Genomic DNA, 23148 nt, shown 5'->3' on the forward strand with positions numbered 1-23148 from the left:
AGACGCGGCTTTTACGAATACAATGTAACATTTAATGATCAATCTCCGCGGAACGCACGTTTCATACGGTCGAAGAACGTTTGCTCCTGCTCATGCGTATGTTCGCCGTCCAAGGACGCGAATTGGCGCAGCAGATCCTTCTGCTCATCGCTCAGCTTGCTTGGCGTCACTACAATGACGCGCACATGCTGGTCGCCGGTGCCGGAGCCGCGCAAATGCGGAACCCCTTTGCCTTTGAGCCGGAAGAAGGTGCCGGTCTGGGTGCCGGCCGGAACTTTCAGCTTCACCTTTTCATTCAGCGTCGGAATTTCGATCTCGTCGCCGAGCGCCGCCTGTGCAAAGGTCAATGGAACCTCGCACATGATGTCGTCGCCTTCGCGCACGAAGAAATCATGCGGCTTCACGCGGATGACGATATATAAATCGCCGGCCGGGCCGCCCTTAAGGCCGCCTTCGCCTTCGCCGCTCATACGCAGCTGCGCGCCGTCGTCCACGCCCGCAGGAATGCGCACGTGAATTTTACGCTGCTTCTTCACGCGGCCGTTGCCGGCGCAGGTGGAGCATTTTTCCTTGATGATTTTGCCGCTGCCTCCGCAATGCGAACAAGGACGGCGGTTGACCATCCGGCCAAGCGGCGTGTTCTGCACGACCTCCTGCTGGCCGCTGCCGTGGCAGACGGAGCAGGTTTCCGGTTTGGTGCCCGGTTTGGCGCCGGAGCCGTAGCAGGTATCGCAGGTTTCGGTGCGCGGAATATTGATGTCGGTCTCTTTGCCGAACACCGCTTCCTTGAACTCGATCGTCATTGTATACTGCAAATCGCCGCCGCGCTGCGGAGCGTTCGGATCGCGGCGTCCGCCGCCGCCGAAGAACATATCGAAAATATCGCCAAGCCCTCCGAAATCGCCGCCGCCGAAACCACCCATGCCGCCCATGCCCTGGTTCGGGTCGATGTGTCCGTACTGGTCGTACCGGGCGCGCTGCTGGCCGTCGCTCAGGACGTCATACGCTTCCTTGACTTCCTTGAACTTCGCCTCGGCGTCGCTTGCTTTGTTGACGTCCGGATGGTACTGGCGCGCCAGCTTGCGGTAAGCCTTCTTAATCTCCTCGTCGCTGGCGTCTTTGCCGACGCCCAGGACTTCATAATAATCGCGTTTATCTGCCACTGCTCTCACCTCCATACACAGAAAGGAAAGCCAAGGCGCGGGAAAACCCGGCTTTGACCTTCCCTATACTGAAATATATCGTTTAAGGGTATCCTTATTTCTTGTCTTCGTCAACCACTTCGTAATCGGCGTCAACGACGTTGTCTTTTTTCGCGCCTTCGGAAGCTCCTTGGCCTTGGGCTGCTCCGGCATCTTGAGCCGCTTGCGCTTGCTCGTAGAGCTTCACGGAGAGCTGTTGTACAATTTCGGTCAGCGCTTCGGTTGCCGCATTGATTTCTTCCAGGTTGTCGGTTTCGAGCGCAGCTTTGACCTTGTCTTTGGCTGCGTTCGCTTTTTCGACGTCGGAAGCGTCGGCTTTGTCGCCCAGATCCTTAATCACTTTTTCCGTGGAGTAGACCAGCTGGTCGGCGGAGTTTTTCGCTTCCACCAATTCTTTGCGCTTGCGGTCTTCCTCGGCGTGCAGCTCGGCATCCTTCATCATTTGTTCGACTTCCGCGTCGCTCAGGCCGCTGGAGGAAGTGATTGTGATTTTTTGGCTCTTGTTCGTGCCTTTATCGGTAGCCGACACGTTAACGATCCCGTTGGCGTCGATGTCGAAGGTAACTTCGATTTGCGGTACGCCGCGCGGTGCCGGCGGAATCTCGTTCAGCATGAAGCGTCCGAGCGTTTTGTTGCCGTTCGCCATTTGGCGTTCGCCTTGCAGCACGTGGATTTCTACGCTTGGCTGGTTATCGGCAAACGTCGAGAAGACCTGCGATTTGCTGGTCGGAATCGTCGTGTTGCGTTCGATCATCTTCGTGAACACGCCGCCGGCGGTTTCGATGCCGAGGGACAGCGGAGTTACGTCGAGCAGAACGACGTCTTTCACGTCGCCGGTCAATACGCCCGCTTGAACGGCTGCGCCAAGGGCAACCACTTCATCCGGGTTTACGCCCTTATGAGGCTCTTTGCCGGTCAGCTTTTTGATGGCTTCCTGTACGGCAGGAATCCGTGTGGAGCCGCCGACAAGCACGATTTTGTTCAGGTCGGCTGGCGTCATGCCTGCGTCGCTAAGCGCCTGGCGGGTAGGTCCCAGCGTGCGCTCTACCAGGTGATTCGTCAGTTCGTCGAACTTCGCGCGGGTCAGGTTAACCTCCAAGTGCTGAGGTACGCCGTCAACGACGGTGATGAACGGCAGGGAGACGGTCGTCGTCAATACGCCGGACAGTTCCTTTTTCGCTTTTTCCGCAGCATCCTTCAGACGTTGTACAGCCGCCTTATCCTTGCTGAGGTCAATGCCTTGCTCTTTTTTGAATTCGGCAACGAGGTAATCCATCACGACTTGGTCAAAATCGTCGCCGCCGAGGTGATTGTCGCCGCTGGTCGCTTTTACTTCAAAGAAGCCGTCGCCCAGTTCGAGAATCGAGACGTCGAATGTACCGCCGCCAAGGTCAAACACGAGAATCGTGTGGTCTTCGGATTTCTCCATGCCGTAAGCCAGCGCGGCAGCCGTAGGTTCGTTGACGATACGCAATACTTCCAGACCGGCGATTTTGCCTGCATCCTTGGTCGCTTGACGTTGACCGTCGTTAAAATACGCAGGTACGGTAATAACCGCTTGCGTAACCGGCTGGCCGAGATAAGCTTCGGCGTCGGATTTCAGCTTTTGCAGGATCATGGCCGAAATTTCTTGCGGGGAATATTCCTTGCCGTCGATGGTTTCTTTATGGCTGGTGCCCATATGGCGTTTGATCGAAGAAATGGTACGGTCCGGGTTCGTGATGGCCTGGCGTTTTGCCGTTTCGCCGACGATCCGCTCGCCGTCTTTCTTGAAGCCGACAACCGAAGGGGTTGTGCGCGCGCCTTCCGGATTCGGAATGACTACGGCTTCGCCGCCTTCCATGACGGCAACGCAAGAGTTGGTGGTTCCAAGGTCAATACCGATAACTTTACTCACTGTAAATTGCCTCCTCAGGTACATGATAGGGAGCCGCTGCTCCGCTTGATCTATGCATTAATAAAATTACATGCTTACTTTAACCATCGCCGGACGAAGGACTTTGTCTTTCAGCAAATAGCCCTTCTGAACTTCCTCGGTGACGATGCCTTCTTCATGCTCGTCGCTTTCGACCTGCATGATCGCCTGGTGGAATTCGGGATTAAACGGCTGTCCCACCGTTTCCATCGCCGTAAGCCCTTCAGACTTAAGTACCCCTTCAAGCTGGCGGAAAATCATGTTCACGCCTTTGGTGAAGGGCTCCAGCTCCGGCGTAGCCGGTGCGGTTAACAGCGCGCGTTCGAAATTGTCCATCACCGGAAGCAATTCCCCGACGAGCTTGGAGGTCGCATATTGCGCCAGATCTTCCTTCTCTTTCTGGGTACGGCGCCGGAAGTTGTCGAAGTCGGCCTGCACGCGCAGCGCGCGCGCCTGGAATTCATCGGCCAGCTCCTGCAGCCGTTTGGTTTCGCCGCTCTCCGCCGAAGCCTCCCCGACATTGATCTCCTCTGCCGCCGCTCCTGTATCTTCTGCGGCTTCCGCTTCTTCAGCCGCCTGGTTATCGTTCATCGTTTCGTCCTGCAAATCATTCGTATCTTGAACCTGTTCCTCTTTCAAGTTGTCTTCACCTCCTTAAAATAGCCTACTCGCGTACATGCTCACACTGTTCACTTATACCAGTGCGCCAGCATCGCTGTCAAATCTCGGGATAAGGTGCCCAAAATGCCCATCACGCGGGCGTATTCCATGCGGGTAGGACCCAGAATGCCGATGCTGCCAAGCGCCTTGCCGTCGAGCGAATAGGTGGCGGTGATCAGGCTGCAGTTCGCGAATGCTTCGTGCTTATTCTCCGTCCCGATCCTTACCTGTATTCCCGCACCGCCGGGCTCGGGCGTCAGCATCTTCAGCAGCGTCGGCGTCTCTTCCAGCAGGTCGAGAATATGCTTGACCTTGTCGACGTCCTTGAACTCCGGCTGGGTCAGCATATTGGTAGCGCCGCTCAAATAGATGCGCTGTTCATGGTCGCCCTCCAGCGCCGTGCCCAGCATCTGCATAATATCTTCATAATGGGAGATATACCGCTGCATCTCTTCGCCCACCTGCGAATACAGCCGGCTCTTCAGCTTGTAGAGCGGCACATTGACCAGCTTGTGGTTCAGCAGGTTGACTACTTTCTCCATCTCGGATAAGGAAAGCTCGGGCGGGATGGTTACCGTCCGGTTCTCCACCTGGCCGGTGCTGGTAACGATAATCGCCACTGCCGTATGGTCATCGAGCGGAAGCAGTTGAAAGTGGCGCAGGGATGTATGAAATACCTCCGGTCCCAGAAGGATGGAAGTGTAATTCGTCATATTGGACAGGATCATCGCCGCATGCTGCATCACCTGTTCGGCCGCACTGAGCTTCTCGGCAAAAAAAGAACGGATCGTGCCCATGTCGGCCGGCTCCGCCGAACCCCAGGGTACGAGATGGTCCACATAATAGCGGTAACCCTTATGGGATGGAATCCGTCCTGCCGACGTATGCGGCTGCTCCAGATAACCCAGCTCCTCCAGATCGGCCATTTCATTGCGGATCGTAGCCGGGCTGTAACCGACATCGCCCCGTTTGGAAATGCTGCGGGAGCCCACCGGTTCGGCGGAAGAAATATAATCATCAACTATGGCATTCAGGATCATTCGCTGGCGTTCCGTTAACATTTAATTCCCTCCCTAACCGGCCGTCCGGCCCATTTCGTTAGCACTCACTAGAGACGAGTGCTAACCACTACTACAAAAATACCAAAATCGACTTCACGTTGTCAAGTCAGTTCAGCAGGTTGGGCCGCCGCAGAGCGCTTGTTTTTATAGTCATTTTTTGCATACTTCTGGAAAAAACGCCGCAACCATTCGCCCTCTTCCGCGTCAGTAAAATAAAGGGGGAAGTCCAGATGAGAAAAAATCGCGGCTATCGGATCGTTGGTAGCGTGCTCGGCTTCATGCTGATTGCTCTGCTCCTGTACAGGTGCGGTTTGGGCCTGCGCGAAACCTCCGAGTGTTACTTGGGCGAGTCCGAATACTTCTCCATCCTGCAATGGAACGGTGTGATTTTCGGGGAGGATACCCGCAGCAGCGAGACGGCCAATCTTCCGAAGGGGGAGGCGGTCGGCCATATCAAGTACACCAAGGCGGACCATAAATGCCCGCGCAAAACGCTTCGCAACGGGGACGCCACAGTACTCGAAGTCGGAACGACGCTGTATCGGGTCGAGGGATACAAAGAGACGGCGAGGTTATGGGCGGGCGACCGGCTTTTTCTGGCCAACTCCAATCCCCAGGCCGAGACAGTTAACGATTTGCTGGATATCGCAGGCAAAATCAATACCGTGCGGTTTATCAGCGGCATGGACGGAAAGCCGCTCAAGGATTTTACGCCCGAGAGCGCCGCCATCTTTATAGAAGAATATCCAAAGCTGAAAAACATGACCTACGATGAAATATCCAAGCTGCCCAAGGGCACCGTTGGATACGATTATTGGCTGCAGCTGGGCTTAGACGACGGAACGGCGATCACCTTAACCTACAGCCCCATGCGTAAGGCCTTCCACCCCGGCGGACTGGCCACCCCTGCGCTGGCTGAACTGGTGGAGCAGCAGCGCAAGCGGATTTATGCCCCATAAATCTCCCTACAAGGCGGAGCGCCGGCTTCGAGGCCTAGCCAAGCAGTTTGCGGGAATCCGGAATTCGCAAAATCATTATAGCTGTCCTAAACAAAAAAACCACGATCCCCGGGCAACCGTCCGCAGCGAATCGTGGTTTATTTTATACTATTGAAAGTACCCTGATATAGGAGTTCTACTTATGCAATATTAATGTATATGTCAGTCCAGCCGCTTCAGCACGGCGATTTCATCGCAGGCATTCTGCTTCGAGCAGTTTACGCAGTCCGTCCATACTTTCTCCGGAAAAATCTCTTTGTCGACGACCTTGAAGCCGTTGCGCACAAAAAAATCAACCGCATAGGTCAAAGCCATGATCTTCGGAATGCCCTGGCGTCTCGCTTCTTCCGTCAGCAGATCCAGAATCTTCGAGCCGGCTCCCAAGCTCTTGCCTTCATCCAGAAGCCCGATGGAACGCACCTCTACCAGATCATTGCCCAAACGGAACAGCGAGCCGCAGCCGATGAACTTGCCGCCAATTTCGGCAACGACAAACGAGTCAATCTGGCGAGTCAGCGCCTTTCGCGAACGGGGCAGCATAATCCCGCGACGCGCATACTCCTCGATCAATAAATAAAGCGGCTCAATATCCTCCACTGTAGCTTTTCTGCATATCACCTGACCGGCAGTCGCCGATTCGCGGAACTTCTCCGTTTTGACAAGCACTCTAACTCACCCCTAGCCGTTAATACGAATAAATATACAGCATGGTGTATTACAATTCAAGGGGTATTTTAAAATTAAATCTCTGTCAAAAGACCGACAAATTCGCCGAATACGTCGTTGCCGAACAATATCCCCTGCTTGCTCAGGAAGTAGCGGTCGCCCTCCTGCTCGAGCAGGCCCGCTTTGAGCATTTTATGCAGCGGCGCGGCAAAAATGTCTTCCAAAGAAAGCCCAAATTGAGCCCGGAACGCGGCATCCGTAACGCCTTCACGCATGCGCAGGCCGACCATCATGAAGTCTTCCATCGCTTCTTCATTCGTGATAGGGAAGCTGTCCAGCCGCGGCAGGCCGTTTTTCGCCGCTTCGTTGTACGGATTGACGCCTTTGATGTTCATATGCCGCTGCCGTCCCACATAACCATGCGCGCCTGCGCCAAGTCCATAGTAATCTTCATTGCGCCAATAGGTGATGTTATGCCGGCTCTCCATGCCCGGCTTGGCGAAGTTGCTGATCTCATACTGCCGGTAGCCGGCGGCTTCCATCTCGTTCATCAGCAGCAGGTACATTTGCAGCTCGTCTTCTTCGCTGGGCAGCGGCAGTTTATTTTTATTGAATAAGGTATGGAAAAGCGTATTCTCCTCCACCTTGAGGCTGTAGATCGAATAATGCGGCAGATCCAGCTCCAGCGCGCGCCGGATGCTCTCTCCCAGCATGTCCACGGTCTGGTTCGGCAGGCCGAACATCAGGTCGATGGACAGGTTGTCCAGCCCAACCTTGCGGGCGTTGTCCAGACTCCGGTAGACGTCGTCCACGTTATGGATCCGGCCGATGCCGCCGAGCAGATCGTTCTGGAACGCCTGCACGCCGAAGCTGACGCGGTTGACCCCGCCCTCCTTCATCACGGTGAGCTTGTCGATGTCGGTAGTGCCGGGATTGGCCTCCATCGAGAATTCGATGTTGGCATCCCACTGCGGAAAATGGCGCCGTACAGATGCAAGAAAATACGCCATCTCGTCCGGCTTCAGCACGGTTGGCGTGCCGCCGCCCACAAAGATCGTTTTGATGACGCCGGGAGGCGTCTGCTGTACAGTTAGCTCCATCTCGCGGTCCAGCGCGCGCAAATAGTCCATCACCGGCTGATCCTTCAGCACGTAGGAATTAAAATCGCAATAAAAGCACTTATTGGTGCAAAACGGAATATGAATGTATACCGCCTCAGGGGGACGGCCATTATGCAAGTTTGTCATAGCTGTCTCCTTTGTGTTTGTAATCTATTACTGCCGAAAAAGCCAGAAAAGGGAAGCCCGACGGCTCCCCTTGCCCAACATTTCCGCACTATTCGTCGATCTTCAGCACAGCCATGAACGCTTCCTGCGGCACCTCGACGCTGCCGACCTGTTTCATGCGCTTTTTGCCTTCTTTTTGCTTCTCCAAAAGCTTGCGTTTACGGGAGATGTCGCCGCCGTAACATTTCGCAAGCACGTTCTTGCGCATCGCTTTGACCGTCTCGCGGGCAACGATCTTCGTGCCGACGGAAGCCTGGATCGGCACTTCGAACATTTGGCGCGGGATGATGCCGCGCAGCTTCTCGCAGATGATGCGTCCGCGGTTGTAAGCGCGGTCGCGGTGAACGATGAACGACAAGGCGTCGACCTGTTCCCCGTTCAGCAGAATATCCATTTTGACCAGATTCGACTGGCGGTAGCCGGAAATCTCGTAGTCAAAGGAGGCATATCCTTTGGTGCCGGATTTCAGCTGGTCGAAGAAGTCATAGACGATTTCCGACAGCGGAATTTCGTAAGTAATCGTAACCCGGTTGGAATCGAGATATTCCATATTGACGAATTCGCCGCGTTTGTTCTGGCACAGCTCCATCACGGTGCCGACGTAGTCGTTCGGGACGATGATTGCCGCTTTGACGTAAGGCTCTTCGACGTAGTCGATCGTGCCGATCTCCGGATAATGCGACGGGTTGTCGATCTGGATCGTTTCGCCGTTGGTCAGCTTGATCCGGTAAATAACGCTCGGCGCCGTCGTAATCAGCGGCAGATTGAATTCGCGTTCGATCCGCTCCTGAATAATCTCCATGTGCAGCAGGCCCAGGAAGCCGCAACGGAAGCCGAACCCGAGGGCGCTGGAGCTTTCCGGTTCGAAGCTGAGCGACGCGTCGTTCAGCTGCAGCTTCTCGAGCGCTTCGCGCAGGTCGTTGTAATCCGAAGATTCGATCGGGTACAGGCCGCAATATACCATTGGGTTGATCTTGCGGTAACCCGGCAGCGGTTCCGGCGTCGGATTCTTCGCATCCGTAACCGTATCCCCGACGCGGGTATCGCCGACATGCTTGATCCCGGCGACGATAAAACCGACATCGCCGATGTTCAGTTCGTCTACAATGCTCATACGCGGCATGAAAGCGCCGACTTCGATAACTTCGAAGGTTTTGTCCGTAGCCATCATTTTGATTTTGGAGCCGGCGCGAATCGAGCCGTCGATGACGCGGACGTAGACGATTACGCCTTTGTACGGATCGTAATGGGAGTCAAAAATCAGCGCTTTCAGCGGCGCTTCGGCACTGCCGGTCGGTGCAGGCACCTGCTTGACCACCTGCTCCAGAATTTCCTTGATGCCGATGCCGGCTTTGGCCGAAGCAAGCACGGCTTCGCTGGCGTCCAGGCCGATGACATCCTCGATCTCCTGCTTCACGCGCTCAGGGTCCGCGCTCGGCAGGTCGATTTTGTTGATTACCGGCAGAATTTCGAGATTGTTGTCGAGCGCCAGGTATACGTTCGCCAGCGTCTGCGCTTCAATGCCCTGCGCCGCATCGACTACGAGCAATGCGCCCTCGCAGGCGGCAAGGCTGCGGGAGACTTCATACGTGAAGTCGACATGCCCCGGCGTGTCGATCAGGTTCAGCAAATAGTCCTGTCCGTCATCGGCACGGTAAGTCAGGCGTACGGCCTGCAGTTTAATGGTGATGCCCCGTTCGCGTTCCAGATCCATCTGGTCGAGCACCTGCTCCTGCATCTCGCGGGAGCTGAGCGCGCCCGTATACTCCAGAATCCGGTCCGCCAAGGTCGATTTGCCGTGGTCTATATGTGCAATAATCGAGAAATTGCGAATTTGTTGTTGTCTTTTCTGAACGTCAGTCAATTCCTTACCCCCACAAACAGCCTAGTGTAATCAATTTATTATAGCAGTACAGGCTTTTCCCAGCAATCCTGCAGCGCAAGAAGGTGAAATGCGGGGCAGATAAATCCCGGACATGGGCAGATTGCGGGGCGAATAGTGCCGGCAAGAAGGGGAACGGCGAGGCGAAAAAATGGGCTGGAGGTAAGCGCCGAAGCGGACCACGTCGAGCTTAAGGTGAACATCGAAGGAAAATAACGGGCCGATGATGAATGTCGAGGCGAATAAGCTTTAAGCTGCGACTTTCCCCATTCGCCTTCTCACGTTCATGGCAAACAGCGCAGCCCTCCCCCCGCTCCATTGAGGATGGCTGCGCCGTAGTCCAGCGTCGTCCGCGCCTATTGTATTTTGTACAATAGTTACGGCGAAATCGCCCCTTTTTTCCTCCCCCGTTGCATTTTATGCAGCAGAATTTCTCATTCTGGGCGAAAATGAGCATTTTTAAGATAATCCATTGTACAAAATGCAGCGGAAACAAGTTTTTGGCGGATTTAGCACCAATCTGCTGTACAAAATGCAATCAGGCAATGGTGTAGAATTCAGGGCTCCAGGATTTTAACGCCTCGAGAGCCTCCAACAAATTACGCTGGCCGTTATTCCGCCGCGTCAAACAGCGAGACCACCCAGCGGATGCTCTTCTGCGATACCTGCTGCAGCAGGCCGGCGGTCTTGTCGGCAAGCACATCCACCGTCGGCTTTTGCCCATCGGGTATGAGAATCTGCTCCGGCGACAGCGTGCTGTCTCCTTCGACCTCCTGCTGCGGCTGATTTTCCGTTCCGGCATCGGCAACCCCCTGCTGGCTCAAATCGCCGTGCGGGTTGGCCGTATTTTGCTGCGGCGTCGGCTGGACCACCGTATACGCTCCGGTTTTAGGGTCGATTTTGACCGGGACGTACATGTACGGCTGGCCGTTTTTGCCGCTGCCGGCTACAGGCAGAAGCTGAACCTCCTCGTTCGCATTGACGGATGCAGACAGCCCGCCCGTCTGCGGCAATGCAGCGGAAGCGGAGCCGCTCCCCCCGCTCCCGCCGAACTGCAATCCGACCAGAATGCCGATCCCCGCCCAAATGCCAACCGCCGCAATTTTCCTTCCAAGCTTCGACATTTGGATCACACTCCTTTGTCCGCGTATCCCTTCCGGCCGCACCGGACTCCCGTTTAGTTGGCGCCTGACGCTGACGCGTCCGCTTTTTCCGCATCATGGCTGTTCCAGTACACTTCGGCGATGGCATCGGCCAGCACTTCCGCGGTCCGCTTCAGCTCTTCTTCCGTATTGTCGATGCCGCCAACCTCAATCAGCACGCTGTTCGGCGAAAGCGTCTGGTTATATTCCCCATTATTGCCGTTTCCGGACGCTTTACCCCAGATGCCGCGAGACAGCCCCGGATAATGTTTCTCCAGCTCGTTATGGATCTGATTGGCGAACGCTTCGTTTTTCTTCCAATTTTTATTCGCATAGCCGAGGATTAAATACACCTGTGCATAGCTTTTCCCGTCAATGACGGCGGTCGTTTTCCCGTGCCGCTGCGAGTCGCGGTGAATGTCGATCAGCTCGGTCATTCCCTCATGGGCCGCCATTGCCGCCTTCACCGTGATGCGGGAATATTTATAGGAAAAATTCCAGTTGTAATCAGTTTCCTTCGTCGCGTAATCTTCCTCGGCATGGACGGTCCCAATGCCTAGCTGCTCCAGCCGTTTGCTGACGTAGGAGCCGACCAGCATGACGTTTTTGCCGGGATCGGCGGAGCTGGGATTGTCGCTTTGCACGCCGAGCAGCGGATTATACGCCTCCCGCGGATGCGAGTGATAGATTAAGATACGTTTCACCGACGTATCTTTGTCCCCGGCGGCACCGCCCGGCTCGGCGGTGCTGCCGCCACCATCAGCGGCGCCCGTCCCGGTGCCGCTGCTCTTGCCCGGCGCTTCTCCGGCGCCGGAATCCCCGCCGCCCCCGGCATCCGGGGCGGCCGTGCCCTGCGGCGCATCGGCCTGCGTACCGCCGGCCGGCTCGCCGCCTTCGGCCAGGCCGCCAGCCGCCTGGCCGGGGTCCGCCGCGCCGCCACCCGGCGCGGCGCCGCTGTCCGCGGGCTTGTCTGTGCCCGCGGCGGTTTCACTTGCGCCCGGATGGTAATCCGCGGGCGCGCTGTCCGTGCCGCCGCCGGAGCCGGAGCGCACGAGGAACGGGTCGTCCGCGGCGAGGCCGGGCACCTCGCGGGACAGCAGCGTTTTGGGATCGCCCGGATCGACGCTCGTCAGCAGGCGAAATACGAACGACGTAACCTTTTGACCCGAGAAGGAGGATGGCTGTTCACCTTTGGGCAAATGCGGCAGCTCCATGCCAAGCAGCTCCATGAAGAACCCGCTGGACAGCGATGCCGCGAGTCCTTTCATGGAAGGAGCCGGCGATGAATTGAGTTTCTGTCCAGCGATACCACCGGCCCCCAGCAGCATAAAAAAGACCAGCGAACCGCCGGCCAGCACCAGCAGCGTTCTCCCCAGCGCCAGAACATCAAGGAGCTTTCCGCGCGCCCGTCCGATGTTCCACAGCCGAAACCATTTTCTGTTCATGATCGTGTAGTCCTCCTCTAGCTCTCGTAATCTCTTATATTTCAACTCTATGAGCGGATAGAGGGAGGTAGAACCAAAATGAGAGAAATAGAATGACGAAAAATCGATAGACGATAAAATGCAATAAGAGGCGCTCATATTTACATTAGGGGAGGGGGCGGGGATGAATCGCAACGATATTGCCTGGTCTCAGCGCATAACAAATAGCGGGATAAATCCCGCTATTTGTTTAACCCGCCTCCCGCTAAAGATCATTAGAGGGAACTCCCGCAAATTCCCGGTAAAAGGGAGCATCAGGCTGAATGCGCAAGAAGGGGAGGGGGCTGCATCCGTCAGCCGTTAATGCGTATACGCCCCGACATTCCCCGGATCGACTGCCTCATGCAGCGCGGCGTTCAGGCCGCTGGCCACGATGTTCGCGATCTCTTCAATGAACTCGTCGATTTCCTTCGGTGTCACGATTAGGTCATGGCCGAGCGGTTCGAGCACTTCTTTGACCAGTGACAGCCGTTCCTGCTCGGAGATCTGGTCGAGCATACCCATGATTTCCTTCGCATGCGCCTGGCCGCCGGCTACCTGGCCGAAGTGATTTTTCATCATCTCCAGCACGTTGTTGACGATCGTGGAGGCATAGCAGACCGTAGGCACACCTATAGCGATGCAGGGGATGCCGAGAATTTCTTTGGTCAACCCGCGCCGTTTGTTGCCGATGCCGGAGCCGGGATGAATGCCGATATCTGCGATTTGAATCGTTGTGTTCACCCGTTCGAGCGAGCGGGAGGCGAGGGCGTCGATGGCGATAATCAGATCCGGTTTGGTGCGGTCGACGATGCCTTGCACGACTTCGCTCGATTCAATGCCCGTGAGGCCCAGCACGCCCGGAGCGACGGCGCTGACATTGCGGTAACCGGGGGAGACCTGGTCGGGAACAAGCTCGAAAAACTGCCGCGTCACCAGCGCGTTCTCCACGACCAGCGGCCCCAGGGAGTCGGGGGTGACATTCCAGTTGCCTAAACCAACGATGAGCGCGGAAGAATTTTGATGGATGCCGATGCGGGACATAAAGGCTTCAAATTCCTTGGCGAAGACCTCTGTCACCTGCTGCTGAAGACCCGAATCGCCGTTGCGCAGGCCGGGAACCTCAAGCGTCACATAATTGCCGATGGCCCGGCCGATTCTTTGCGACCCGGCGTCATTTGTAACGCTAAGACGGGTAACTTTAATCCCGTTCGCTTCCTCCACGACTTCGTCAACGCCGGGAATAGGCGTTTTTTGCGGACCCTGGGCAAGCTCCTTCGCTTCCACCGCCAAATCCGTTCGAACCGAGTACAGCTGAAGATCCGGTTGCATGGCTGAACCAGCCTCCTTTACAATTTTACGGATAGTTTGCGGGAGATGGGCGGGGATTATGCAAAAGACATTCTCTAAAGCTTTTATAGTTGCAATTTGGAGGGAGCCGTGCTAAACTATTTTAAGTTGTGAATCATGTGAATGATCTCGAATGTCTTTCAGGAGGTGAATGTTATGCCAAATATCAAATCCGCGGTGAAACGCGTTGCTACTAGCGAAAAACGCCGTGCCCTGAACGCTTCCCAAAAATCCGCGCTTCGTACAGCTGTTAAAGCTGCTGATGTAGCACTGGCTGGTACGGAAGTTGAAACTGCTCAAGCTGCTTTCCAAGCTGCTTCGAAGAAGCTGGACAAGGCCGCTACTAAAGGTCTGGTTCATAAAAATGCGGCTGCCCGCAAAAAATCCCGCTTGGCGAAGAAATTGAACGCTCTGAAGGCTCAAGGCTAATCCCTTGCCGGACGCGATCATCCATATTGAGCATTGAAGAACCTGAGCATTGCGCAGCAAACGGCTCAGGTTTTTTTGTGCCCATTTATTCGGAGGTCATTTCCTGGAAAAATAAAACCCCCGCTTCTCCTGCAAGCTTGCAGAAGGAGCGGGGGTTTTATGGTTTCAGGCTCTTGAGCCGTTAAGCGCCCAGCCGCAGCATAAACATCTCCAGCCCCAGCACTTTATCCACGGCACCGGTCTTCATGCGGTAATCAAGATCCGCGAGGGCGCTTAGTATCTCCCGCAGCCTTCCGGTCTCGAACCGGCGGGACTGTTCGCCGGCCAGCTTGACCGCATAGGGATGCAGGCCCAGCTGGGAGGCAATTTGCCCCTGCGCATAACTCTGGGCTGACAGCTCCTTCACCTGCAGGATAATCCGGAACTGGCGGGCGATCAGCGCCGCAATCTTGATCGGCTCCTCGCGCTGCTTCAGCAGCTCGTAGAGCGTATTCAGCGCCTTATCCAGCCGCAGATTGGCGATATCCTCCACCAGATTAAATACATTCTGCTCCGTTCCGCGGTGCACCAGGCTGTCCACGGCGGCCGGCGTGACGGTCCCGCCCGACCCGGCGAACAGGCTGAGCTTGTCGATCTCTGCCGTCAGCGTCTGCAGCCCCGTACCCGCGCTGGCCACCAGCGCTTCCGGCGTGCCCGGCGCCACGGTACAGCCGCGGTCGCGGAAGCCTTTTTCCACCCAACGCAGCAGTTCTTCCGCGCCCAGGGGATTAAAAGCCAATACGGTGCCGGCGGTTTTAGCCGCCTTGACGATTTTTTTGCGCTCATCCAGTTTGTCGTTATGTACCATGAACACGATGACGCTGAAGTCGGCCGGAGCCGACATATATTCGCTCAGCACCTCAAGCCGGTGCTCGACTTTACCGTTATCTTTCCCCGCCATGAACACGTTGTAGTCCTGCACGAGCAGTAATTTGCGCTCCGCCATGAACGGAACGGTCTCCGCCTCCTCGACGACGGCCTGCACCGGCGTTTCCGACAAATCAAACGGGACGACCGCGAAATCGCGGTCTTCTTTGGGAATCAGATTCGCCTCCAGCATTGCCGCAAATTCGTTCATCCGGAAGGTTTCGCTGCCGTAGAGCACATACAGCGGGGAGATTTTGCCCTGCTTGATGTCCTTGGCTGCCGCTTTGGCATCCATCCCGTCACTTCCTTTCGTTTCATCTCGTTATAGTGTAACAAAAATCAGACGCCAAACCTATACCCGCACAAAAACGGAGCAGCTTCGGCATGAAGGCCAAAGCTGCTCCGTTTCGGCAGCGCATCTATATAAACGACGGAGGGAGAAGCCCTAGAAACTTTCCGTCCGCCGGTCATACCGATGTGTTGGAGAGTGTTACGTTCCTGTCCTCTTGCTTCAGTATATTCGCCAAGCCGGAAAATGTTCCACCGGCCGGCAATTAATTGCATCGGCGCAGCATAAGCTTACGGAGTAGGAGACGGCGCCAGTGAAGCATCGGCCGGAAGGGTGTATACCTCCGTTACCTGCGTGCCGTCCTGATCCGTCACGTAAGTGAACTGCCGGCTGTCCGCCGACCACTCGCCGGAAACCCAGGTGCCTTTAAAGGGCAGCGATGTCATCGCCTTGCGCCCATCCTCGGTTGTCTTGGACTCCAGGCTGTAGATCACGAGCTGCTGGCCGATAAGTCCGGCGGCATGGCGTCCATCCGGCGTCGTCCATAAGCTTGGATGCTGCTGGGTCAGCGTCGGCAAAATCCCCATCACCCCCGGTGTGTCCGTGGCTGGCGCTTGCATCGTCGCCGCTTCGCTCGCCGCAGCCATATCGCTGTCGCCGCTGGAACGCGTGTCGGCGGCATAATCCTGCGCTTCGTTGCCCCCGGCATTGGCCGCGGCGTTACCACCGGCACCTGCAGTGGCAGTCGCCGCAGCGCTGGCTGCCGGAACGTCGGCAGCGGCTTTTTTGCTCATCATCGGAGCTTTGGGCCCTTCGGATGTCGCCGGGTCCGGCGTCACTGCCGCCGCAAGCGGCGTTTGGGCGCTATCGGCAGCGCCGGCATCAGCGGTCGCGGCCGGATCGGTGGCAGCGGTCGAGAATCTCATCTCTGGGCCGCTATCTGCCGCACCGGTATCTGCAGCCGATGATTCCTGGGCCGGTGCAGCGCCGGAATCCGCAGTCGCCGCATCATTGGCGGCATTGTTATCTTGGCTGCTGAACATGGCGACATCCATGTCGGCATTCGGTATTTTATCGGGCATATTCAGGAAAGCAAAGAATAAGATCACCGCAGCGGCGGCAGCTCCGATTCCCGTCCGTCCCGCTACTGTCGAGGCCCAGGATCCTTTGGTTGGTTTCTTTGTGTTTGCGCGTGTCATCGGAACGACATTCGGGGCAGGTTCTCCCCCGTCCCCCGGCTTCCCGGCTAACCGGTCCAGTTCATCCAGCTTCGGTAGTATAGAGTCCACCAGACTGAACGGCGGTTTGACCTCGGGCAATTGCTCCAGTTCAGAGGACAGCATGGTGAGCTGATCGTACAGCTCGGCGCAGGAAGCGCAGTCGTCCAGATGCCGGAACATTTCGATTTTCTCGTCCGGGCTTAAGTCATGATCCATATCGCGCTGCATCCATTCCATCACCTCCGTGCAATTCATCCCGATACACCCCCTTTCCGGTACTCTTGAAGTCTAGTCTGCAGCTGCTGCCTTGCCCTGAACAAATAGGATTTCACCGTGTTCAGCGGCAAATCGAGGCTGTCCGCTATTTCCCCGTACGAAAAATTTTGCAAATAACGCAATACAACCACCGTGCGCTGTTGTTCAGGCAGCTGGTCGATCGCTTCGCGAATGTCCTCCGCCAAATAGCCGGACATGACTTCGCGTTCCACGTTTTGTTTATCTTTGAATACCATCTCATGTTCGTCGATCGAAACCGTCGGCTTCGTCCGCCGGAACTTGTCGATGCAAATATTGGTCACGATGCGCTGAACCCAGGTTTTGAACTGGGCCTTTTCCTCGTAGGAACCAATTTTGGTATAGACTCTGATGAGCGCCTCCTGTGAGGCGTCCAAGGCGTCCTGTTCATTACGTAAAATGTAGAAGGCCGTCTTGTACACCTGTCCTTCAATTTCTCGCAATAGGGTGATTAGAGCGTCGCGATCGCCCGCTTGAGCGGCTCTGATGAGTCCCTGCTCCACCACGAAGGTTCCCCCTCTCTTGCAATCTTACTGACGGGTAAGACTGCGATATTGTTGCAATCTGTAATCATTATTTTTCTACCCCAAATATTGCCTGTAACCGTTTGGTTCGCCGCGGGATTCCCCCTCGATGGCAACAGCCGATTTCTATGTAATCCGGTGTGCTGTATGCCGACTCAGCCTTATTAATCATACTAGGGAAGGCTCTATCATTCAAATCCTGTTTATTCTAAGTTTGTTACAAAAATGACATGAAAAAGCGGAAGCTCGCATGGAACTTCCGCTTTATTCACAACGTCCCCCCCGGGGACCCTACTCTACGCTCGTTTACTTAGTGTACGTAACAGCTCCCGCTCCTACTCCTCCGCCGCTTCCCAGCGCGTGATCTCCTCGCGCACGCGCGGCGCGACCTCGGTGCCCAGCAGCCGGATGGCCTCCATGACTTCGTCATGCGGCATCGTGCCGTGCGGAACATGCAGCAGGAAGCGGGTGATGCCGATCTGCTTGCGGAGATAGATAATTTTATTCGCGACCGTCTCCGGATCGCCTACATACAGCGCGCCGTCGAAGCTGCAGGCGGCATCGTAATCCGCGCGGCTGTATGGTGGCAGGCCTTTCTCTTGCGCCCGGAAGTTCGTTCGGGCATACGTGGACGGGAAAAATTTCTCGAGCGCCGTCTTCGTATCCTTCGCAATAAACCCATGGGAATGCGAGGCGACCGGCAGCTTCGCGGGGTCAAACCCCGCCTTGGCCGCAGCTTCTTTATACAGCTGCACATGCCGTACAAATTGCGAAGGCAACACGCCCCCGATGATCGCAAGGGCAAAAGGCAGGCCAAGCTCTCCGGCGCGGACCGCGGATTCCGGGCTGCCGGCGCTGCCGATCCATACAGGTAGCGGCTGCTGCACCGCGCGCGGATAGACAGGCAGATCTGAGATCGCCGGTCTGTATTTACCTTCCCAGGTAATGCGCTCCGACTCGCGGATTTGCAGGAGCAGATCCAGCTTCTCCGCAAAAATCTCCTCGTAATCCTTCAAATCATATCCGAACAGCGGAAAGGATTCCGTAAACGAGCCCCGGCCGACCATAATTTCCGCCCGGCCGTCCGAGAGGCCGTCCAGCGTGGCGAAATCCTGGTACACACGCACTGGATCGGAGGAGGACAGGATCATCACCGCACTGGTCAGCCGGATGTTTGTGGTCAGGGATGCCGCGGCGGCCATAATAACGGCAGGCGAGGAAGCCGCAAAATCCGGCCGGTGATGTTCCCCGATCCCGTATACATCCAGCCCTACCCGGTCGGCGAGCACGATTTCCTCCACCACCTCGCGCATCCTCTGCGCGTGGCTCATTGTCTCTCCGGTAACCACATCCGGCGTGGTTTCGACAAAGCTGCTAATCCCCAGTTCCACTGTAATTCCTCCATGTCGTCTCTTTTTCATCCATACCCATATATCTTAAATTGTTTCAATTAAACTTTCAAAAGATAAATTTTCAGTTTTCAAAAACTGCTCTCAGTCTCTCCAGGTGAAAAAAGCAGACGGTATCCCGCAATTGCGGCATATCCTGCCACAGTGCGTCTTTCCGTCTGCTCTTGATCATTTTACCGGCGCCCGGTTCTCACGGTTACTTGTTCGCTGCCAGTTCCGTTGCCAGCTTTTCGGCGCCGTCAAAGATCGAATAGCTGTAGCCCCAGAACTGGTTGAAATCGATGACGTAGATCGCTTTATTTTTAATCGCATCCAGGCTTTGCAGGGAAGGGTCGGCATAAAATGCCTTCAGCGTCTGCGCGGAATCCGGTCCGCCGGTATAAGCCGACAGCAGCAGCACATCCGGATTGGTGGCAATGAGCTGCTCTTTGCTGATATCCCCGGTGACGGAAGCAAAAGCATTGTTCAAGCCCAGCAGGCCAAGCACGTCTCCGGCAAACGTATCGGTATTTCCGCTGTAAGTCGCGATCGCGCCGTCGCCGCCGTCCGAAACATAAGCAAAGATCTTATCGCCGATCACTGCGGCCTGGTCTCTGAGCTTTTGCGCGCGGTCTTTCAATTCAGCCGTATATGCAGCCGCATTTTCCTGTACGTCAAAAATTTGGCCCAGCTGCTCGATGTCTTTATACAAGCTGTCCAGCGTTGCGCCTTTGACGCTGGTGCTCTGCACGAAGGTCTTGATGCCCAGCTCGTTCAGGCCGTCGACCGTTCCGCTGCCCCAATCCGCGTCCGCAAACAGATCGCCGCGTCCCATCACGAGGTCCGGACTGGCTCCGACCACCAGCTCCTTGCTCGCATAGTCCTTGGAAATGACGGGAAGCTTCTTGAATTCCTCGGCTACAGCCGGATCCCCTTGACCGTATAATGCGGCGACGCCGACGATTTTATCGGTCAGGCCCAGCTTGATCAGCAGTTCGGCGGCCCCCTGCGTATTGGCGACGACCTTCTCGGGCGCTTTATCAAACGTCTGCGTCTTCGTCTGCCATTCCGCGCCTTCGCCGTTTTTGGTGTAATTGTCGAGGGTTAACGGATAGACGGTTTTTGCTTCAGCTGCCGGTGCAGCCGTCTCGTTGGCGCTGCCGTTTGCTGCGCTATTTTCCGAATTTCCGGAAGCGGTATCCGCCGCAGCCTGATTGGTTGCAGCCGGTTCGGATGCGTTCGAAGAGCAGGCCGCCAGCAGGACTGCCATGAGCAAAACCGCAAGCAGCGGCACATATCGTTTGATTCGATTTTTCATTGTTCTTAGCCCCTTTTCCCATGTTTCGTTGGTTTCGATGAGTACAAGCGTAAGAATAAGCAATGAATGGGGCTCATGTCAATGATAATAATTCTCATTGACAATCATTCTCAATGTGATTTATATTCAAAAATATGCCACATTCCAAAGGAGGCTGGTTCCGCAGTGCAAGTGAATTCCTTACCGCAAGCCAGAGCTGACCGGTCCGTCGTCCATAGCTCATTCGGTTTTTCCGCCATTGTCTTCGGGCTGTTGATTCTCGTATTGTTATCGGCCGGGGCTGCCGTCTCATTCGGACAGGTCGATATTCCCGTCTCGCAATCCTACCGCATTCTGCTCCATCATATGACAGGCATCAGCATAGGGAATACAGAGGAGCTGACCAAGGGCTCCTTCGTTGATATTATCTGGAAAATCCGTTTCCCGCGCGTCATTCTCGCAATGTTCGTCGGCGCGGGCCTTACGCTGTGCGGAACCATCATGCAGGCCGCCGTGCAGAACCCGCTGGCCGATCCCTACATCCTGGGGATCTCCTCCGGCGCATCGCTTGGAGCTACATTCGCCATCCTGGTCGGCTTCGGCACGATGGGGCTGCTAGGCCAGACCGGGGTCGCCTTCTGGGCCTTTGCGGGAGCGGTCGGCGCCTCGCTGCTGGTTCTGGTGCTGGCCGGTGCCGGCGGGAAGATGACCTCGGTTAAGCTGGTGCTGGCCGGCATGGTCATCAACGCGCTTTGCACTGCTTTTGCCAACTTTATCGTGTATTTCGCCAATAATGCCGAAGGAATCAAGACGGTCACCTTCTGGACCATGGGCAGCCTCGCCGCCGCCAGCTGGGACAAGCTGCCGCTCATCGCCGTTGCCGTTACGCTCGCGCTCCTCTTTTTCCTGCTGCAGTCGCGCGTGTTGAATACGATGCTGCTAGGCGACGAGGCCGCTGTAACTCTAGGCATTAATTTAAGCGCATACCGCAGAGCCTATATGATTCTGACCGCGCTGATTACCGGCGTCATGGTTGCCAGCTGCGGCATGATCGGCTTTGTCGGCCTCATCATTCCCCATCTGGTCCGCGGCGTGGTCGGCTCCGACCACCGCAGGCTGGTGCCTGTGGCCGCGCTTTCGGGCGCGTTTTTCCTGATCTGGACGGACGTGATTGCCCGGACGATCATTCCGAACGTCGAGCTTCCAATCGGAATTATTACCGCCCTGATCGGGGCGCCGATGTTCATGTACATGCTGATAAAAAAAGGCTATGCGTTTGGAGGCAAATCCTGATGAACTTAAACGTTGAACGGTTAAGCGTCTCTTTGGCTGCCGCCGATATCGTCAAGGAAGTATCGCTGAAAGTGGAGAGCGGGCAGTTCGTCGGCCTGATCGGCCCAAACGGCTGCGGCAAATCCACGCTGCTGAAAAGCATCTACAAAGTGGTCAAACCCCGGCATGGAGAAGTATTCTTGTCCGAGCTGGATGTGGTAAAGGCCAGCCCGCGCAAGGTCGCGCAAAAGCTCGGCGTCGTCGGCCAGTTCAATGAGCTGAGCTTTGATTTTACGGTCCGGGAAATGGTCATGATGGGCAGAACGCCGCATAAGGGGCTGCTCGAGACCGACAGCAGTGCCGACCGGGAGCTGGTGGATGCTGCGCTGCACAAGGTTCATCTAACGGATTATGCACAGCGCAGCTATAATTCGTTGTCCGGCGGGGAGAAGCAACGTGTCATTCTGGCCCGCGTACTGGCGCAGGAGCCGAAATTCATGATTCTGGACGAGCCGACCAACCATCTGGATATCAAATATCAGCTGCAAATTCTGAACATCGTGAAGCAGCAGGGCATCGGTATTCTGGCCGCGCTGCATGATCTCCCGCTGGCGTCCGAATACTGCGATTATCTCTATGTCATGAAGCAGGGCCGCATCGTTGCCGGCGGCGCCCCGGATGAGGTGTTGACCAAGGAATTGATCGGCGAGGTGTTCGGCGTCGTCTGCGAAACCTACCGTAACCCCGTGACCGGCGCGCTGGGCATTGCTTATCTGGATACGGTATAGAAAAAAAGTACCCGCACCACCCATCCCGGCTGGCTGCGGGTACACTTTTATCTGGATTCAGACGTTTACGGTTGTAACGCAAGGGACATCCACACCTGGGACAGCTTCTCCTCGAAGCCCAAGGCCTTCAGGTTATGCAGTACCTCCCTGTTGGAAGCAAGCACCGGAAAGGTCCGCTTAAAGGAAACACGTTCGGGCTGCAGTATTTTGGACAACAGGGACCGTAAAAGTCTTTCCTGATCCGCCCTCTGTTCTAAAATCCGAACCTGGCCGACGGAAATTCCGTTATTCTCGCCATCCGCATCGTAGGTGCGTTTAAACAGCGCGTAGGCGATGACATGTCCTTTTTCATGCACCAGCAATGCCTCCCCGTCCCGCCGGAAGTTGGCCCATTGCGATTGCCAGGGCATAAGCGCCTCGTAGGCTTTGATATCCTGCGGCGTCCCGTGCCGGTACAAATACTCGTCTGTTTCAACGCCGTCAAGCTTCGGAAGAGCCTGATCATAACCCATGTACAAAATGCGGTCCACCGTATCATATCCTTTGCTCTTGTATAAACGGATGGCCCGTTCATTTGGACTGAGTGCTTCCAGCGTGGACAACTGCACTCTCTCTTCACGGTATATCTGGAGAGCATGATCCATGAGCGCCCGGCTGATCCCCTTACCCCGATACTCCGGTACGACGCCGGTCCCGCCGTTCCACGCCACCCGGATGCCCTGAATCTCCCGGATGCCATTCAAAACAATTCCGGCCGGACGGCCATCATCATACGCCGCGAAAGACAAGGCCGGCGACAGCCCTTCCAGCGTCAAACGGTTCAGAAACGCCTCGGGCGACATCGTCATGTCCAAAAAATACCCCGCAAACCCTTCGTTCCACGCCTCCACCGCTTCATCCAGAACGCATTCGTTTAACCGCTTGAAAGATACCATTTTGAGTTCACGCCCTTTTTAATTGATGGCTAATGGTATTCATTATATGAAGGAATTTTTGCGGATACAAGAAAAAGCACTGCCAAAGCTGTCACCGAACACCTGTCCAGGTGCCGGATCGAACTTGGGCGGTCCATGCAAAAAGCGGAAGTTCGCTCAGAACTCCCGCTTCTAATATATA

At 55.9% G+C, this 23148-nt stretch carries 20 protein-coding genes; 4 read left to right on the plus strand and 16 right to left on the minus strand.

The window, feature by feature from the left end; all coding sequences use genetic code 11:
• Positions 1 to 38: 38 nt before the first annotated feature.
• From dnaJ to hrcA, 4 genes are all read right to left on the minus strand, one after another.
• The gene (gene dnaJ, locus BMW84_RS10660; protein WP_091067551.1) at positions 39 to 1163 is read right to left on the minus strand and encodes a molecular chaperone DnaJ; all 1125 of its coding nucleotides are present in this window, start codon (positions 1161 to 1163) and stop codon (positions 39 to 41) included.
• Between the two features lie 94 nt (positions 1164 to 1257).
• Positions 1258 to 3099 (minus strand): molecular chaperone DnaK, encoded by a 1842-nt coding sequence (gene dnaK, locus BMW84_RS10665; RefSeq protein WP_091067554.1) that lies wholly within the window; start codon positions 3097 to 3099, stop codon positions 1258 to 1260.
• Positions 3100 to 3165: 66 nt separating this feature from the next.
• The gene (gene grpE, locus BMW84_RS10670) at positions 3166 to 3756 is read right to left on the minus strand and encodes a nucleotide exchange factor GrpE (RefSeq protein ID WP_091067557.1); all 591 of its coding nucleotides are present in this window, start codon (positions 3754 to 3756) and stop codon (positions 3166 to 3168) included.
• A 50-nt stretch (positions 3757 to 3806) separates the two neighbouring features.
• On the minus strand, positions 3807 to 4838 hold the full coding sequence (gene hrcA / locus BMW84_RS10675; protein ID WP_091067558.1) for a heat-inducible transcriptional repressor HrcA: 1032 nt from the start codon (positions 4836 to 4838) through the stop codon (positions 3807 to 3809).
• A 230-nt stretch (positions 4839 to 5068) separates the two neighbouring features.
• Here hrcA and BMW84_RS10680 point away from each other — a divergent pair, with 230 nt between their 5' ends.
• On the plus strand, positions 5069 to 5797 hold the full coding sequence (locus BMW84_RS10680; RefSeq protein ID WP_091067561.1) for a hypothetical protein: 729 nt from the start codon (positions 5069 to 5071) through the stop codon (positions 5795 to 5797).
• Positions 5798 to 5998: 201 nt separating this feature from the next.
• Here BMW84_RS10680 and BMW84_RS10685 read toward each other — a convergent pair whose 3' ends face one another.
• From BMW84_RS10685 to gpr, 6 genes are all read right to left on the minus strand, one after another.
• Positions 5999 to 6502 (minus strand): GNAT family N-acetyltransferase, encoded by a 504-nt coding sequence (locus BMW84_RS10685; protein ID WP_091067564.1) that lies wholly within the window; start codon positions 6500 to 6502, stop codon positions 5999 to 6001.
• Positions 6503 to 6576: 74 nt separating this feature from the next.
• Positions 6577 to 7749: a radical SAM family heme chaperone HemW gene (gene hemW, locus BMW84_RS10690; RefSeq protein WP_091067567.1), complete on the minus strand. Its 1173-nt coding sequence runs from the start codon at positions 7747 to 7749 to the stop codon at positions 6577 to 6579.
• An 88-nt stretch (positions 7750 to 7837) separates the two neighbouring features.
• Positions 7838 to 9652 carry a translation elongation factor 4 gene (lepA, locus tag BMW84_RS10695; RefSeq protein WP_091067570.1) on the minus strand — a complete coding sequence of 605 codons (1815 nt, stop codon included), beginning with the start codon at positions 9650 to 9652 and terminating at the stop codon, positions 7838 to 7840.
• A gap of 629 nt (positions 9653 to 10281) precedes the next feature.
• Entirely contained in the window at positions 10282 to 10794 is a 513-nt protein-coding gene (locus BMW84_RS10700; protein ID WP_091067573.1) for a hypothetical protein, read from the minus strand.
• Positions 10795 to 10847: 53 nt separating this feature from the next.
• Positions 10848 to 12257: a stage II sporulation protein P gene (locus tag BMW84_RS10705; RefSeq protein ID WP_091067575.1), complete on the minus strand. Its 1410-nt coding sequence runs from the start codon at positions 12255 to 12257 to the stop codon at positions 10848 to 10850.
• A gap of 339 nt (positions 12258 to 12596) precedes the next feature.
• Positions 12597 to 13607 carry a GPR endopeptidase gene (gene gpr / locus BMW84_RS10715; protein WP_091067580.1) on the minus strand — a complete coding sequence of 337 codons (1011 nt, stop codon included), beginning with the start codon at positions 13605 to 13607 and terminating at the stop codon, positions 12597 to 12599.
• A gap of 174 nt (positions 13608 to 13781) precedes the next feature.
• Here gpr and rpsT point away from each other — a divergent pair, with 174 nt between their 5' ends.
• The gene (gene rpsT / locus BMW84_RS10720) at positions 13782 to 14054 is read left to right on the plus strand and encodes a 30S ribosomal protein S20 (RefSeq protein ID WP_091067583.1); all 273 of its coding nucleotides are present in this window, start codon (positions 13782 to 13784) and stop codon (positions 14052 to 14054) included.
• A gap of 181 nt (positions 14055 to 14235) precedes the next feature.
• Here the strand turns inward: rpsT and holA are convergent, their stop codons facing one another.
• From holA to BMW84_RS10745, 5 genes are all read right to left on the minus strand, one after another.
• A complete protein-coding gene (holA, locus tag BMW84_RS10725) occupies positions 14236 to 15255 on the minus strand; it encodes a DNA polymerase III subunit delta (protein ID WP_091067586.1) in 1020 nt (339 codons plus the stop codon).
• 284 nt (positions 15256 to 15539) lie between these two features.
• Positions 15540 to 16724 (minus strand): anti-sigma factor family protein, encoded by a 1185-nt coding sequence (locus BMW84_RS10730; protein ID WP_091067589.1) that lies wholly within the window; start codon positions 16722 to 16724, stop codon positions 15540 to 15542.
• Positions 16721 to 17269: an RNA polymerase sigma factor gene (locus BMW84_RS10735; RefSeq protein WP_091067591.1), complete on the minus strand. Its 549-nt coding sequence runs from the start codon at positions 17267 to 17269 to the stop codon at positions 16721 to 16723. The genes BMW84_RS10730 and BMW84_RS10735 overlap by 4 nt, the downstream gene beginning before the upstream one ends.
• 353 nt (positions 17270 to 17622) lie before the next feature.
• Positions 17623 to 18678 carry an LLM class flavin-dependent oxidoreductase gene (locus tag BMW84_RS10740; protein WP_091067594.1) on the minus strand — a complete coding sequence of 352 codons (1056 nt, stop codon included), beginning with the start codon at positions 18676 to 18678 and terminating at the stop codon, positions 17623 to 17625.
• 214 nt (positions 18679 to 18892) lie between these two features.
• The gene (locus BMW84_RS10745) at positions 18893 to 19993 is read right to left on the minus strand and encodes an ABC transporter substrate-binding protein (RefSeq protein ID WP_091067597.1); all 1101 of its coding nucleotides are present in this window, start codon (positions 19991 to 19993) and stop codon (positions 18893 to 18895) included.
• Positions 19994 to 20158: 165 nt separating this feature from the next.
• Here BMW84_RS10745 and BMW84_RS10750 point away from each other — a divergent pair, with 165 nt between their 5' ends.
• Together BMW84_RS10750 and BMW84_RS10755 are read left to right on the plus strand one after the other, a co-directional pair.
• The gene (locus BMW84_RS10750; protein WP_254772918.1) at positions 20159 to 21265 is read left to right on the plus strand and encodes a FecCD family ABC transporter permease; all 1107 of its coding nucleotides are present in this window, start codon (positions 20159 to 20161) and stop codon (positions 21263 to 21265) included.
• On the plus strand, positions 21265 to 22032 hold the full coding sequence (locus BMW84_RS10755) for an ABC transporter ATP-binding protein (protein WP_091067602.1): 768 nt from the start codon (positions 21265 to 21267) through the stop codon (positions 22030 to 22032). Before BMW84_RS10750 ends, BMW84_RS10755 begins: the two co-directional genes overlap by 1 nt.
• 65 nt (positions 22033 to 22097) lie before the next feature.
• Here the strand turns inward: BMW84_RS10755 and BMW84_RS10760 are convergent, their stop codons facing one another.
• Positions 22098 to 22967: a GNAT family N-acetyltransferase gene (locus BMW84_RS10760; RefSeq protein ID WP_091067606.1), complete on the minus strand. Its 870-nt coding sequence runs from the start codon at positions 22965 to 22967 to the stop codon at positions 22098 to 22100.
• Between the last annotated feature and the right edge of the window lie 181 nt (positions 22968 to 23148).

The sequence above is a fragment of the Paenibacillus sp. NFR01 genome, assembly GCF_900111565.1.
Taxonomy (GTDB): domain Bacteria; phylum Bacillota; class Bacilli; order Paenibacillales; family Paenibacillaceae; genus Paenibacillus_AQ.

What these genes read in the sequence shown, in the direction of transcription:
- hrcA (WP_091067558.1), bottom strand. Translation starts at nt 4,838, where the DNA reads ATGTTAACGGAACGCCAGCGAATGATCCTGAATGCCATAGTTGATGAT.
- BMW84_RS10680 (WP_091067561.1), top strand. Translation starts at nt 5,069, where the DNA reads ATGAGAAAAAATCGCGGCTATCGGATCGTTGGTAGCGTGCTCGGCTTC.
- hemW (WP_091067567.1), bottom strand. Translation starts at nt 7,749, where the DNA reads ATGACAAACTTGCATAATGGCCGTCCCCCTGAGGCGGTATACATTCAT.
- BMW84_RS10700 (WP_091067573.1), bottom strand. Translation starts at nt 10,794, where the DNA reads ATGTCGAAGCTTGGAAGGAAAATTGCGGCGGTTGGCATTTGGGCGGGG.
- BMW84_RS10705 (WP_091067575.1), bottom strand. Translation starts at nt 12,257, where the DNA reads ATGAACAGAAAATGGTTTCGGCTGTGGAACATCGGACGGGCGCGCGGA.
- gpr (WP_091067580.1), bottom strand. Translation starts at nt 13,607, where the DNA reads ATGCAACCGGATCTTCAGCTGTACTCGGTTCGAACGGATTTGGCGGTG.
- rpsT (WP_091067583.1), top strand. Translation starts at nt 13,782, where the DNA reads ATGCCAAATATCAAATCCGCGGTGAAACGCGTTGCTACTAGCGAAAAA.
- holA (WP_091067586.1), bottom strand. Translation starts at nt 15,255, where the DNA reads ATGGATGCCAAAGCGGCAGCCAAGGACATCAAGCAGGGCAAAATCTCC.
- BMW84_RS10730 (WP_091067589.1), bottom strand. Translation starts at nt 16,724, where the DNA reads ATGAATTGCACGGAGGTGATGGAATGGATGCAGCGCGATATGGATCAT.
- BMW84_RS10745 (WP_091067597.1), bottom strand. Translation starts at nt 19,993, where the DNA reads ATGAAAAATCGAATCAAACGATATGTGCCGCTGCTTGCGGTTTTGCTC.
- BMW84_RS10755 (WP_091067602.1), top strand. Translation starts at nt 21,265, where the DNA reads ATGAACTTAAACGTTGAACGGTTAAGCGTCTCTTTGGCTGCCGCCGAT.
- BMW84_RS10760 (WP_091067606.1), bottom strand. Translation starts at nt 22,967, where the DNA reads ATGGTATCTTTCAAGCGGTTAAACGAATGCGTTCTGGATGAAGCGGTG.